The 14,187-nt window shown below is 31.6% G+C and carries 12 protein-coding genes; 7 read left to right on the top strand and 5 right to left on the bottom strand.

Features of this window, described 5'->3' with window-relative positions; translation table 11 throughout:
- The first annotated feature begins 49 nt into the window (after nucleotides 1–49).
- From F1Z66_RS04560 to F1Z66_RS04550, 3 genes are all read left to right on the top strand, one after another.
- Complete coding sequence (locus F1Z66_RS04560) at nucleotides 50–748, top strand: PIG-L deacetylase family protein (protein WP_149862429.1); 699 nt, start codon at nucleotides 50–52, stop codon at nucleotides 746–748.
- A gap of 1,171 nt (nucleotides 749–1,919) precedes the next feature.
- Nucleotides 1,920–2,267: a response regulator gene (locus F1Z66_RS04555; RefSeq protein WP_195907475.1), complete on the top strand. Its 348-nt coding sequence runs from the start codon at nucleotides 1,920–1,922 to the stop codon at nucleotides 2,265–2,267.
- A gap of 566 nt (nucleotides 2,268–2,833) precedes the next feature.
- Nucleotides 2,834–3,028 carry a DUF1059 domain-containing protein gene (locus tag F1Z66_RS04550; protein WP_159357472.1) on the top strand — a complete coding sequence of 65 codons (195 nt, stop codon included), beginning with the start codon at nucleotides 2,834–2,836 and terminating at the stop codon, nucleotides 3,026–3,028.
- A 210-nt stretch (nucleotides 3,029–3,238) separates the two neighbouring features.
- On the opposite strand, the gene F1Z66_RS04545 is transcribed toward F1Z66_RS04550, so the two are convergent.
- On the bottom strand, nucleotides 3,239–3,601 hold the full coding sequence (locus tag F1Z66_RS04545; RefSeq protein WP_149862426.1) for a cupin domain-containing protein: 363 nt from the start codon (nucleotides 3,599–3,601) through the stop codon (nucleotides 3,239–3,241).
- A gap of 884 nt (nucleotides 3,602–4,485) precedes the next feature.
- Here F1Z66_RS04545 and F1Z66_RS04540 point away from each other — a divergent pair.
- Nucleotides 4,486–5,430 (top strand): cupredoxin domain-containing protein, encoded by a 945-nt coding sequence (locus F1Z66_RS04540; protein WP_159357471.1) that lies wholly within the window; start codon nucleotides 4,486–4,488, stop codon nucleotides 5,428–5,430.
- 399 nt (nucleotides 5,431–5,829) lie between these two features.
- On the opposite strand, the gene F1Z66_RS04535 is transcribed toward F1Z66_RS04540, so the two are convergent.
- Together F1Z66_RS04535 and F1Z66_RS04530 are read right to left on the bottom strand one after the other, a co-directional pair.
- A complete protein-coding gene (locus F1Z66_RS04535; RefSeq protein ID WP_149862424.1) occupies nucleotides 5,830–6,702 on the bottom strand; it encodes a ParB/RepB/Spo0J family partition protein in 873 nt (290 codons plus the stop codon).
- A gap of 169 nt (nucleotides 6,703–6,871) precedes the next feature.
- Nucleotides 6,872–7,435 (bottom strand): methane monooxygenase/ammonia monooxygenase subunit C, encoded by a 564-nt coding sequence (locus F1Z66_RS04530; RefSeq protein ID WP_149862423.1) that lies wholly within the window; start codon nucleotides 7,433–7,435, stop codon nucleotides 6,872–6,874.
- 165 nt (nucleotides 7,436–7,600) lie between these two features.
- Between F1Z66_RS04530 and F1Z66_RS04525 the strand changes: the two genes are divergently transcribed.
- On the top strand, nucleotides 7,601–8,677 hold the full coding sequence (locus tag F1Z66_RS04525) for a hypothetical protein (protein WP_149862422.1): 1,077 nt from the start codon (nucleotides 7,601–7,603) through the stop codon (nucleotides 8,675–8,677).
- A 151-nt stretch (nucleotides 8,678–8,828) separates the two neighbouring features.
- Here the strand turns inward: F1Z66_RS04525 and F1Z66_RS04520 are convergent, their stop codons facing one another.
- Together F1Z66_RS04520 and F1Z66_RS04515 are read right to left on the bottom strand one after the other, a co-directional pair.
- Entirely contained in the window at nucleotides 8,829–9,482 is a 654-nt protein-coding gene (locus F1Z66_RS04520) for a DM13 domain-containing protein (RefSeq protein WP_230207451.1), read from the bottom strand.
- A 1,121-nt stretch (nucleotides 9,483–10,603) separates the two neighbouring features.
- Entirely contained in the window at nucleotides 10,604–10,903 is a 300-nt protein-coding gene (locus F1Z66_RS04515) for a putative quinol monooxygenase (RefSeq protein ID WP_149862421.1), read from the bottom strand.
- Between the two features lie 990 nt (nucleotides 10,904–11,893).
- Here F1Z66_RS04515 and F1Z66_RS04510 point away from each other — a divergent pair.
- Nucleotides 11,894–12,175: a DUF2283 domain-containing protein gene (locus F1Z66_RS04510; RefSeq protein ID WP_149862420.1), complete on the top strand. Its 282-nt coding sequence runs from the start codon at nucleotides 11,894–11,896 to the stop codon at nucleotides 12,173–12,175.
- 338 nt (nucleotides 12,176–12,513) lie between these two features.
- Nucleotides 12,514–12,945, top strand: a complete 432-nt coding sequence (locus F1Z66_RS04505; protein ID WP_149862419.1) for a hypothetical protein — start codon at nucleotides 12,514–12,516, stop codon at nucleotides 12,943–12,945.
- Nucleotides 12,946–14,187 lie beyond the last annotated feature (1,242 nt).

The following is a 14,187-nucleotide window of genomic DNA, read 5'->3' as shown; positions in this document are numbered from 1 at the left end:
GAACAGAATTAAATAAATATATGTTAATTGGATAAAAATAGAAAAGTAGATGAATATATTAGCTGTAGGCGCGCACCCAGATGATATCGAACTTGGATGTGGAGGAACTCTTCTTAACGCAGTCCGACAGGGTATAAATGTTTTCATGTATGTAGTTACGAGAGGATCAAGTGCAGGATCAGTTGTAAAAAGATCTAATGAAATTATAAATTCAGCAAAATATATAGGTGCAAAAACATTGTGGATTGATGATTACGAAGACTCTGCTGTATACCTCACTAAAGAACTAATAAATTCAATCGAGTTTTTTATAAAAAAGTCGAATGCCGATATAATCTTTACTCATCCACTTAAAGATAATCATCATGACCACAGATCAATAGCTGAAGCAACTGTAGAAGCAGGCAGATTTGCTCCTAATATCTTGGGTTATGAAAACCCAACAACTAGAAATTTTCTACCAGCAATTTTCAATGATATATCTAATGTAATAGATGAAAAGGTAAAAATAATCGAACTTTATGGATCACAAAAGTCAAAATTATTCCTTAGTTCTAATTCAGTAATGGGTTTGGCAGAATACAGGGCATTTCAAACAAGGTTAGACCCAAAAATTACACATATGGAGGCTTTTGAGGTAATGAAGATGACCATCAATCATGATTTTACGTTATTTCATACTCGAATGAATAAAGATCATAGAATACCATCTAGAAAAATTATTGAATTTAATTCTGAAAGTCAGTAAGGTTTGCTGGCTTCTTTAATAAATTATAAGAAACTTCTCTTCTTTGCCAATAAAAGAATAGATATGGTGTTTCCGATTCAAAAACCTGCAGGTCATTGTTAGGTGTTAGACTCTTTCACCGTCGATGAAAACTGGATAATGCTTTTGATGTACTTTGACTAAACTCGCAAGCAATGAATCTTTGGGCAACAAAGAAGTTTCTTGGATATTTTTAGCAAAAAAGAGTGTGAGAATTTCCTTACTTTTTTAGGCTCTATTGTTATCCAAAACCGTTATGTATTCTGAGCCAGTCTTGATCAAGGTTTCACCAGTACGATGAATTCAGAAATCCTTTTACTTTATGTGAATATTCTTAGAGGATGATATTTTACATCCAGTTTCAAATGGTAATATGGTTTCGCTTTATGAAATATAGCCTCTCAGAGGTTCTCCAAAGCCTAAGATATAGGCATGAAAATTACAAATACAGGCCCCGATAGAAATATTATGGAGGCGTTTTATTTCTAGCAGACACACATGGAATAAAATACCTTCGAGCTATAATATTTCGTCAAATGGAGAACTATTGCACCACATATATCTATTTATATCATAATGAACGGAATCATTAAATCCATCTGTTTTTGTTGTGAACATGAACTAGTTGAAACAGATAAGTCTGGATTAGATCCATCAAAAAAGGAAAAAATATTACTTTTGAATTAAGTATAAATCCGGACGGTAAAGTTCCATATGATCCTGTCCGAATTAGTCAAGTGTAATATAAATTGGTAAATAATATACTAGATCATGTTTTCAATGAGAATGAAATTATTAAAATAAGAATTAATGAATCAATACCTAATACTATTTATCGTAATGAAATTGGTAAGAATATTAATAAAAAATTTTTACTACAGAAGATAACAAAGTGGTAATCAATGAAGAAAAGAGATAAAATCTTTTTAAAAAATTCTATCAGAAAGATACTGGCTTGCTAAAAAAAATTGATAGATCAGGCTTAAGTTAAGCCTTTTGTAAATGGATAATAGAGTTTCATTGTAAAAAAATATGGATCGATCCGGCTTATCGGAATGGTGTGTCATTCAAATTTTCACTAGATTCGCATTTTTGTAAATAAGTATTAATAACAAAATTTTCCAAGAATATGCTATTGATGAAGGTATTAATTGTGGATGATAATGAAAGCGTGACCGAAGTGGTAAAAGACTTTTTTGAATTAGATAATATAGAATGTATTTCGGTAAATAATGGGCGAGAAGGCCTTACAGAAATACAAAATAATAATTATGATTTGATTTTACTTGATATTGCAATTCCAGAGTATTCAGGATTAGATATATTAAATGAATTAAAAAGACAATGTATAGAAAATAAAAATATTGTCATATTTACTGCTTCAGTATTTAAAGATGAGGATGCAGAAAAATTTCTAGAAATAGGTGTAAAAGAGGTTTGTTTGAAGCCCATTTCTCTCGAAAAGTTGGAGGCCATTAAACAAGAGTATTTGAGAAAGTAAGGAGGCCAGAACAAACAATAATCTTCATCTTATCTAATAGTTACTACATGATTTATTTTAAAAAAGTTAAAAAACTGGACTCATAATATTTATTACCAAACCAATAGGATCCATTATAATTTTTTCTTTCTTTGTTGTCAGACGAAATGGTTCAGTTAATGTAAAAAGTATTTAATCCAGTTATCATATACCTCATGAATTCAAAGCCTCCGAACCAATTTGATTCCATCTTTTTACCTTTATTCGTCTTTCCTATTTCTTTATCATTATTGAGGACATCAAAACTACATAGTAATTCAACAAGTATTATAGATATTTATTGTGAGGCTACTAAACCTTTCAAAATTTGGGTTACATCAAATCTAAACAAACATTGTAATTATTTTATTAATGAATCATTAGACACAACATGACAAACTAATGATCTTGAAATAACAGAATACCAGATATAAAATAATGATCGAATAAGAAACAAAAATGTAATTCTTGTTATTCTATAGTAACGACTCGCAAGTTAAGCCATAAAAAGCGATATGCTTAATATCTTAATTAAAAGATTGGAATCAATGACATTAAGCATAAACTGTAAAGATGCAGGAGATCCTGTTTGTACCCATACCATGTATGGCGAAACTGAGGAAGAGTTATTTGAAAATGCGAAAAAGCATGGAATTGAAGTACATGGCTATACCGAAGAATCATTCAACGAAGAAATGAACAAAAACATTGATCACTTTAGAACACTTATAAAAACCTCTTAATTTTTTTGCCTAATTTGAAATATAATATAATAAACCCTTGACAGAGTGTAGTAATGGTCAACGATTAGCAACAAAATATTTTTACAAAAGATAACATAATTAAAATAAGTAACCGTGTAAGAATACAACCTTTACTTAATTTACAGCGAATTATCAGAAAACAAAAATAAAAGTAAAATGTTTTTGTTCTCATTATCATCCAAATATCAGTTACTCTGTTTTCTTTGCATAGTCTCCCATTCCAGTAAAGTCAATTGATACACACGGTTCATCACCTACTACCCATGCATCATGGCCTGGTGGTATTATGGCAGAATCTCCTGGTCCTCCTTCAAGTTCTGTTCCATCATCCATTCTTACTTTCATTTTTCCTGAAATAATAACGGAGGTGTGAGGGGCCTGACAACTCTCTGTATTTACCAATGGTTTTACGCATTTTGACCAACTCCATCCTGGTTCAAGTGTTGCTTTACCTATTATAATATTGCCTAGGTTTACTATCTCCACCTTCCCCTTTTCAAAAGTCCTTACTTCGTCAGGTTTGTTAAAGCTTTTTGCTAAAATCTCATTCATTGACAATTTATATCAAAAGTTGATTGCCAGAATTAGATAATAAATATTATTCCAGATCAGTTCCAGATTAATACCAGATTTCAAACCAATCAAAAATCTTGACTGTAGAATGTGAATTTATACATATTTTTCATTGATAGATATAGATTCAATTGCCAGACATAAACAGATCTTATGGTGCTTTATAACCAATTTATAAAAATCTAAAGTTCCGACTAATTGTCATACATTAGCTCACAAAGGCATTGATCCTTTCAATAGAGAGTAATGAGCATCAATAAATCTCAGCGATAATAAGTATTAAGAAATGATTCATTTACCTACTATTCAATCATCCCTAAGAGGGCTAGAAACGATGTAAACTTGACTTATTTGATAGATATCCTACAAGTCAAATGATTCAACAATTTATCAAAGAAACTGACAAGATCTTTAAGGTCAACATTTTAGAAGAGATGAGTCCAAAGCCATATATTTGCAGATATTGATTACATTTCCTCTTCAATAATGACCTAGTATATTTCTAGCAAGATATACAAAATTGTTACCTTGAGCAATCGGTGTATATGTATCATGAATCTAGTTCAATAATATTTTAAAAATATCATTTAAATTTATTTAAGTACGCTAAAATTAGATGGATTAAAACTAATGGAGTCAACTAATGACAAGTTATTAAGATATGCACTTGTATTAATCATTATTTTTGATGAGATTTGCAATCTGGAATTTAAAATAATATATTAGTGTACTAATTAACGCATACAAAAAAAGTTAAATTATAAATTTCAACTTTGCCATTTTTATGTTATGGCTAATTATATAAATCTCAAAGTATAACTATACTGATGATTCTTCTAAAAGCAAGTTGCATTTTGCTATTATTGGTTAGTATCTTTTGGTTTTATGATTTCATCGAATCATCAAATTCAATTTATGCTCAAGAAAGGAATTCAAATGAGACGGTTATTGCAATACCAAAGGGCTCTGCCAATCCAGAAGTCGATATAACTAATTTGGCTCCTAAACAATGGTACTCACCAAAAGAAGTCACAATTAATGTTAACGACACCATAAAATGGACTAACAATGATACAGAACCTCATACAGTGACAAGTGGTATTGGTGGTGGAATAAACAGTTTATTGTCAAATTCCAAAGGGCAGCCAGATGGTACATTTGATAGTGGATTATTTGGCCCTGATAAGACTACTACAATAAAATTTAATCAATCAGGAACATATCACTATTTTTGTACAATACATCCTTGGATGGAGGGCATAGTACATGTTCAAGGCAATAATACAAATGTTCCTTCATATCCTGTCGATGAGTTCCAAAATAAAATTGATGATTTTCCACTGTATAACTTCACTGATGACGGTAAAGTTGAGATAGGGCTTACATGGACGCCTTCCTCCATAACAACAAATGTACCTATAAATTTCATTATGGATTTTTTTGAATATCCTCAAAACACTAGAATGCACTTATGGCCATATAATTTTGTGATTTTGCAGAACAACACCGAAGTCTTTAGAACTTCAGACATATCTCAGGTGGGATCATCTTCAAAGACTTTTGCCTTCAGTTCAACTGGACCAACCATTATTAAGGTTGAAAGTGCCGATAACAAGAGTTCATTTGTACAATTTGGTACGTATGTTTACGAAAATCCATATAATGTTACTAGTGAATTTCAGAATGTGTCAAATTCCTTCGTATTGTTATCGCCATTAACCTTAGTATACATTGTGTATGCAATAATCATTGTTTTGCCAATTTCGCTAGTCGTAATAATAATACTATATAGGAAAAAGAAAATATAAAAATGGTAATGTCACAAAAACTAAATCTTTAAAACAATGATCCAAATTTTAATGGATTAAATTTCTTTTGATTATTTTATTTATTAGGATATAGTTGCTCCATCATGTTTGATCTCTACATGGAGAATGTTACTAACTGCGGTAGGACAATTGTACCCTTATCAAGTGCTTTTCGATTCACATATATAAAACTTTTGTTAATGAAATCATCCTTTTGAGTGTGATCAAAATGTTATAAAATGTACGAGAAACGCTTGATTTGATGAAGGATAATGTCTTATTAAATCAGTTTAACAATAGATGAAGATTTTTACGTCTAATTAGCGAATCAGCCTACTACACTAAACATATTTTGTGTTCTAACAACAAAATTTCAATTAGGCTATTATCATCTTAAAACTATCTTACGGTACCGCAATATTTCTTAAAGTATTTCTTCCTTGCGTTTAATAAGAGATCAATTTGATCATGAATTTTGTTCTTTTGTTCAAAGAGCAATTCTTGTATCGCAAAGTCGTTATTCTTTTCTGCATCCTCTTCAATTATAGTTATTATCCTACTCATAGCTATTTTTAGTACAGAAATAGACTTGTCAATAGACTGTATCTTACTTCGGTCCTCAACATCCATTGACTCTTTTGTAGTTAACGTGTCATCTTTCATGATATTCCGCAACCGTTTAATCGTTAAATGTCGTCTAGCCACAAGTCTGGCTAATTCTGATTGTCGCTTCGGGTCCTTTATTGGAATTAATTCTTCAGCAATGCTAGGGCTTAAAGCAGAATTCCTAATATCTTCTAATACTTCATTTGGCAACTCCAGTAAACCTATACGTCTTACTATAGCACTAGGACTTCTGCCTATTTTCTGAGATAATTTAGCAACACTACCCCACCCATGGTCAGACACATAAGATTTAAAGGCCGTTGCTTCTTCTAAGGGTGTAAATGATTTTCTCCTAATATTTTCAACTAACGCTAATTCAAATGATTGCGGTTCATCAAGATAAACTACATGACAAGGGATTTTTTTCCACTTTAAATTTTTACATGCCAAATATCTTCTGTAACCTGCCACAATTTCAAAGCCGCCATCTTTTGGTCTTACAGTAAGTGGATGTATCAGTCCATGTTGCCTTATAGATTGAGAGATTTTATCGATATTTAGTTTGTTTGAAATTCGCAGATTATTTAAAGGAATTATCAAATCTGAGATAGGAATATCCTCTATTATGCCTGACAAGCGACTACCATTTCTCATGTCAGCGTTCATAATTATCAATATACATCACATGATTATATACTGTGCACGTTCGATTACCACATCATTACATCGTACAATTCTTGAATTTAGAAAATAAAATTTAATCAAAATTATTTAACCGAAGAATTCCTAGATACAATATAAACAAAGAGAAACAGAGTAAACAAACAAAAAAAAATTAAGGAACTGATCTGCTGTAGAGTTTTCCTTCTAATGCTAGTTTGTACAATTCTGCTACGTATGGATTTCTTGCAGGCGTTTCCGCACCAAGCTCCACCAAACGTGCGTATACTCTAACAACGAAGGCTAACGCACCCATGAAAGCTACGACTACACCCATGTTAAACATCCAGTGGTTAGGTACTGAGAATATTTCTTCTACAAACCAAAAGTGCCACAATTCGTTGATACCAATTGTGAACATGGTTGCCAAATAACCGATAATGGTTATCTTCAGACCTGTGTTCATTGAATTGTTCGGTCCTCTTAAAATAGGAACCCGTCTACTGTACATTGCAACCATGCCCCAACCTAGGGGTAACGCGATAAAGTGGCTGTATAACCACCAGTGAGATGGTGTGAAAGCACTGTCTCTGATGGAAGACTGATGAAGTGATCCATCAACAAAGTTATCAACTTCTACTGACGCAGCAATAGATCCTAGCATTATGACCATTATATAGATCTTTTTCAGTCTTTGAATTTCTACTTCCTTTGGAATTAATGCTGGCATTTGTGCCATTGTGATCATCTATTCTTCAAAATTCTAGTATATAGAAGAGGAACCTTTCATATATATTTAGGTAACAATAATTTTATATACTTATACCAAATTCTAAACTTGAGAATCTACTACACCATTATTATCTAGTTTAGCACAAAATGAGGTATAAAAGATATTATATACTTGAAAAAATCAATCAATAATGTGAATAGAATCAATTGTACACAGTTGATTGCAACACTGTTAACAATTGCAATAGTAACTGGTAACACAATTACCTTAAACACGGTATACGGCGATGGTTTATTCATGGAGCAACTATCAGCATCATTAGGTGATCGTAAAGCAGATTTGCTGATAAAGATGAATCCTCCAGTAGTAACAACCCAAACTATTCAGCAACAGGGTGAAAAACCAACAGTACAATTTCGATTATTTGATTCAAAAACAGATCAAAACTTTAAAGAAGTAACGTATTTGATTACAGTTGAGAAGGGAGATAAAACACTAATGTCTGACTGGTTTTTCAACCCTGATGGCAATCTTACGATAGAAATGCAACCAAGAAATCAAAGTCAAGTTCGGGTAAATGGCGAGCTAGATCCTATACTTAATGCATATACTAGCAGTGAATCTAATCCGGTCGTGGCATCGGGTCCAATATTCTTAGACGGTGGTTTATATCACTTTAATGTTAGAATAGTCACGGTAGACTTTTCCCGTACCATTATTCCAGATGACCAACAACCTGTATTTGACGGTTGGCTGAGTATTGGAGCGACAAATAATGTAAACCTAAATGTTGATGGCAAACCTATGCCAGTTACGTTAATTTCGTATTATGATAAAGTAGGTAACGCCACATTCCATCCAAACAATAATTCAATTAGCTTTACAATGCCTTTCAACTATGATCTCAAAAGACTCAATGATCCTAAAAATAATGTATTTATTCACGAAGAAGTTCACGTTCCGAAACCTAGTATCTTTACCAAACCTGGTAGTTATGTCGCATATGCAAATAATAAAGATGTAACCAACAGCATCATGGTTGATGGAAACAATCAATCTAAGGACGTAGTACATTATATGATTGCCAAACCTCTAGCCTTGCAAATAGCCGACGCATATAACAAGAGCCATCCAAATGATCCTAACGGGATGATGACATTTTCTCTTCTTCCATCTACAAATGGATCAAAGTCCATGGCTGGAAATATGAACATGAGCATGCCAACAGGAGTTGGAGGAGCAAAATAACCAGTTCATAAATTTATTTTAGATTGGTAATACGAAAATCTATAAAAAAATTATTTTTTTCTTATTGTTAGACCAAGTCTACTATACGATCTTATTCGTTTAAATGGCTATGAATCCCATTCTACTGTACCCAATAACTTTTAATATCTTCCTATGTATCCTTGAGTTCAGCACTACCAAATAGAACTGAAAATGCTTTACACCAGATTAAAACGGTATTATAATTAGATAAGTCAGTACCAACAGGAATGTTATAATTTTGATTGCCATTATTAGCTTTTAATTTTCCCAGATTAACAAAGTCAGTTGCACTTTTATCTGTGGACAAATAAACATAAAGATCTGGCCCATTCGTAACCTTTAAGTTTTCTAATCTAAGTATATTTGCATCATCCTGAATTGGAATAATTTTTGCAATACCTTCTGCATTGTGGATTCCATCATTTACACCTATAAAAGACCCTGAAATTATTGAATTATTCATTTCAGATGTCCTAGCTGTATCGTTTATGAATTCATCAATTTTATTATTCGAACTACTACTACTAATGTTGGCATATTGAATCATTAACTGGGTTTTCTCACTTTTGCTCATATTTTCTGCAACTTCGGCCCGTTCAACCTCAGCCATATTATTAAATTTGTCATATGAGATTGAAGTAGCAGTATTGAGTGGAAATGGTTCATTTAGTTCTGTTGATATGAACAATGGTGAAGCCAGATAATATGTCACCATTGCAGCAACTATACCTATTGCGAGGCATGAAATTTTTTTATAAAGACTAAAAGACCTTTTATCGTTCATAATAAGTAGACTACCCTGGAATATTATAAGCGATTTTCCATATTGTTTCCAGATTTATACCAAATTACTTTGGAAAAGATTGGATGAACAAGATCTATTTGAGGTTTTTAAATAACACTATATGCAAAATAATACAGTGGGAATGTTTAGTATTACTATATTATACATTGCTAATTACAATTCCACTATTTCCCTCTCTTTCTGCCTTTTTCACTCTTTCTCTGGTGATTTCTCCCTGGTGCAATAATGGACCTGAATTCGTAGTTTATGATATCTCAAATACGCATGTATATCAAATCAAAATAAAAGAAGTGGAAGATACAACTAAAAACTCAAGAGTCAGCGAGTTTAGATTGCCTATTTTGGATGGCCCTAATTTCTGGTTAGAATCTCAATATAGTATTTTGTATGCTGCAATAAATCATTGGCTTTTTTCTTAAACTGCAGATGTAACTTATAATACATCTTTGTAATAAATCACAATTCTCATTCACAATAAAATTTCAAATTCAAAAAATAATACTAATTAATTAATACATTCTTGATATAACTTAAATAGGACCGTATAAATCTAAGTTCAGAAAAAAACACTTTAGCAACATACTCTCGCACCATTACAATATTGAATCTATTGACATGTTGAAAAAATAAACCTTATTTGATATGGTAATTGCTATTTTATTCGTATCATTGCTATTATTTGGTATAGGAATGACAGACACAGAATTGCTTCTAAACATAATTGGTCAAAATGAAAGTTCAAAAAACCCTATGAATCAAAGCGGATAGGATGAAAGTTCAAAATATTACAAATACAAAAGTTCCTGATATTTTTCATCTAATTAACGGACATGCTGATTGACATAAATATTTTATATAACAATGGAAGTTTAAGACAAGAATATGTTGTGGAGCATTTGACAAACCTTAGCAAATCCAGAGTTATTTGCACACCATCTTTGAATTTTATGCCCCGAAGATCCATTGCCAACAATTGCATAGAGGTGACTACGAAACAATCCATTTTGAATTTTTTTAATAGACGAGATCATAGATTGCCAACCGATCTACAATTAATCTACCTTCTTGTGATTCATTTAATATAATTGAGGTAAAGTGAGTTAAGGAAGTTTAGATGCAATAACATCTACCTTCTTGATAATAGGTGAACTACCAAATAATTCTGCAGACTTTTCCATTAACGCAGCAGCAACTTGTCCTGAAAGATGCTGCTGTCGACCATTCTCATCTGGAAATGCATCAAATATACCAAATGTGGTTGGCCCTAATCGAATTGCAAACCACGCTACTGTATTTGGCTCCCCTTGAACGATTGATAACCCGCTCTTGAGAAATTGCTCTACTTCGTCTTCCTTACCGGCTTTTGCTTCTAATTGAACGTACAATCCTACTTTAACCATATAATATCTATCCTCTAAATACAATGTTTTAAAGTTTGTTTGTGCAACTAGAATCAAAATGATATTTAAAAGTATTCTGATAAAGAGTGCTCAAGAACTAATACTCTTAATATAAAAATGAGAAAGCAACTTAATTAATTATTACTCTCAATTGTACCGATACTCGTAGAAATCATATAAGAAATCTAGATTGATAATGTAGTACAGGCCTAATATTAAAAGACTGATAACTGACATTCTATCCATGAAGGTATCATCTTCATTAGCTATGAATAAAATTTTTGATTTAGTATAATATAAGACAACTAGAATTACAAACAAAATTTATTATAGTAAAAAATATTTTATTGTTTTTGTGTTCAGAGTCTAATTACGTGGTAGATATAGTCACTGGCTGCCTAACCTTTTATGAGCCAGCATGCGAGTGATCATAAAAAGCTACCCTTGTCATTCCTCTTTTACGATATCGTCATCTATACATCAAGATCTCGAATAATATGATAAATTGAATCAAAAGAATTTAATGGGATTATAGTTATTTCACCATTCTGCAGAACAATGGACTAGGTCAGACCCAACCTTAGCAGACCATCTTATTCACTTGAAGTAGTCAACTAGGAAGATGATAGAATATTTACCATTGTTGATGCTCATAGCCCACCACAAATTAAAAACTGCAATTTTCATAACTAATATGATAAAGATGATAGAAGATATGGAAAAGCAAGATGAGAAAATTTGATACAAAGATATAAACATACAAGATAATTGTCTTGGGATAATAATATTGCAAGAAAAGGTAAAGACTTTAACAAACAATAAATCCGTAAATCTAAATTCTTCATTGTTAACCAATAATATTAGTACACAGGTAATGTATCGTTTAGATTTTAGGATTGGGAAGCTACACCTCATACAGATCAATTAATTAATATTCCGACATGTTTTTATTGGTCGGATTCGATCTAGTTCAGCTTAGTGTGATATAATATGAGTACTCATTATAATGATGATTTAGATGCAGGATACGTAAAATTCACCGATAACAAAATAGTAAAAACCGAACCTATAAGCAAAAATATCTATGTAGATCTGGATAAAAACGACAAGCCCGTAGGAGTAGAAATTTCTGGTATGAGAAATAATATTAAGAATAACATAGTAGGTAGACAGATAGAAAACAGCTTGTCTAATTTAAGATCTGACAGATTCAAAGAATTTGCTATTGATGAATATATAATTGATTTAAAGAACAGGTTTGGAAAGTTTTAGCAAAACCAGAAATGGATAATTACTTGTTTATTTTCCTAGTATGAGATATTATTATGATATAAGAAGAAAGAATCTTTAAAATCGATTGTATAAGTGTAGCATATATTAGGTGAAAGGTGATAAAATGAAAGAATTAATAACTTAAAGAATCATTAAATCTAGAAAATGTTAATTTTTTGGTGCAATTATGAATAATAAAATCATATATCTAATGTATACCTGGACCCAATAGTAATTAGTTATTGGAGGTTTTATGGATTAATTCTAAAACTGCTAGAATATTAGAGTATTGCACCTAGTTAGCAAATTCAATATATTTTTTCTATTATAGCAATTATATGAATAAAACAAATATTCACAACAAGAAATACGTAATTACAGCATCAATCGCTATTGTGGTCGCATTAGCTTTGATAGCAAGTCCCCTAGTGGCTATCGATGACGCCTTTGCAACGCATAAGAAAGCAAATAAAGCAAAACAGTCTATATCACAATCGCAGTCATCAAGTCAAAATGCTGGGTGTGTCTCTGGTGGAACAACATTTCTCTCATGCAATAATCTAAGCTTCCAACATCAAAAAAATACTGGTAACAACGCATTAGCTCAAAGTGGTCAAGGCGGCAACTTTGCAGACCAAAGCATCAGCCAATCACAATCCTCAAGCCAAACAAGCAATGTAGTTTCTGGTGGAGATACAATAGGCTCTGGTAACTACATCAACGTCCAAAACCAGGAAAACTCTGGTAGCAACGCAGCATCACAGAGCTAGATAAATATCTCTATATTTTTAGCATTTTATCTGATTTTTTAATTATTATTTAATATCATATGTTGAATCGACTAAAAATTGGAATCATTATGGCAATATTCTTTTTGACATATCGCTTTCTGTGGAGCCCTATTTTAGGTTCAATCAAAATAAAACAAAACCAATTCACCAAATTATGAAAAAGATCTAACTAATTAGTAACAAAATTTAGACTCATTTCCAACAGAGTCTAATAAATAATAGAAATATTGATACTTTTATTTAATCATCAATTTATGTTAATTTTATTAATATTACTAAAGTATGGTATTATACTTATCAACTTGTTTGCACAAATAAAATAGCCTATAGAAATAGCAACAAAGGCAAAATTCATGTAAGAATGTTGCATGTGAATAAAGTAGTAGTAATGACAATTTGATAGCGCTTTCAGCAATGATATTGGCTAAGACCTGTCGCAAACTACTTGTCCATTGTTGTTGCTGCTGCTAAACTATCATTATTGTAATTGTTATTACGAACTTCATATAACTACAAGAGCATGAGACGAAAACCAAAATGAGGTAACAAAGAGTTAATTAATGTCCTTGTTGCTTCTAAATTAGGTTTTATTCAGAGAAGGCATAGATAGTAGTTATGATTGTTAACTATTATCATCCATTTACTGACCTTTTTGTATTACGATATGATCAGAGTCTTATTTTGATGCTATAAATAATACATACATGGAAATATGGCAGTATGGCGACTGTATTCATTTTTGCCAAAAATATATCTTCACATAAAGAAGATCAGGAAATTGATCAAATAGTTAATATCGAGCTGGCAACTTTTCTTTTCTGAGAATCAGATTTTAACACAATAGTTGATTGGTTAAAGAATTGCTTACTACTTCTATCATAATTACTCTGAAATTATCTTATATGTATATAGGAAAATGACCTACTAATAATCACAATAATCCTCGGATTAACGAGTAAATTCGAGCTCAAATTCAATGTGCAACTATGAAGTCGAGACTGTCAAAATTCCTTGAACTTCAGAAAGGACATTATGGAAAATATTTACCAAGAACATTCCACAGGACACATCAAAGCATGAGAATTATTGGTTCTGTGAGACTAGAGTAAAGGAAGAAAGAATTTAGTCTTGACAATGAAAGAAATGTTAATTTCTATTGTTAATATCACAACTTCTAAAATTGTTTTGATCTTTACGGATGATTATAAAATTTATTGCTAA

The sequence above is a fragment of the Candidatus Nitrosocosmicus agrestis genome, from assembly GCF_008389435.1.
GTDB classification, from domain to species: Archaea; Thermoproteota; Nitrososphaeria; order Nitrososphaerales; family Nitrososphaeraceae; genus Nitrosocosmicus; species Nitrosocosmicus agrestis.
This window is presented reverse-complemented; position numbering and strand designations above follow the sequence as displayed.